Below are 232 nucleotides of genomic sequence, written 5' to 3' on the forward strand. Positions count from 1 at the left end.
CCCCCCTTCTGGGGTTCTGGGGGGCCCCGGTCGGGGCGGACCCTGGTGGGCCCGCCCCGACGGTTCGAGCGGTGCTACGTCGGTTCGGTCCTAGAAGACCAGGAGCGAACGGACGTTGGAGGAGCCAGGCGCGTTCTGCAGGTCCTGGCCGGTACGGACGACGAAGCCGAAGCGGCCCGTGCCCGTGAACACACGACGGATCGTGTAGGAGCCGGCGCGGCGGCTGCTGTCG

This window comes from Mycobacteriales bacterium, assembly GCA_040902655.1.
Lineage (GTDB): Bacteria > Actinomycetota > Actinomycetes > Mycobacteriales > SCTD01 > SCTD01.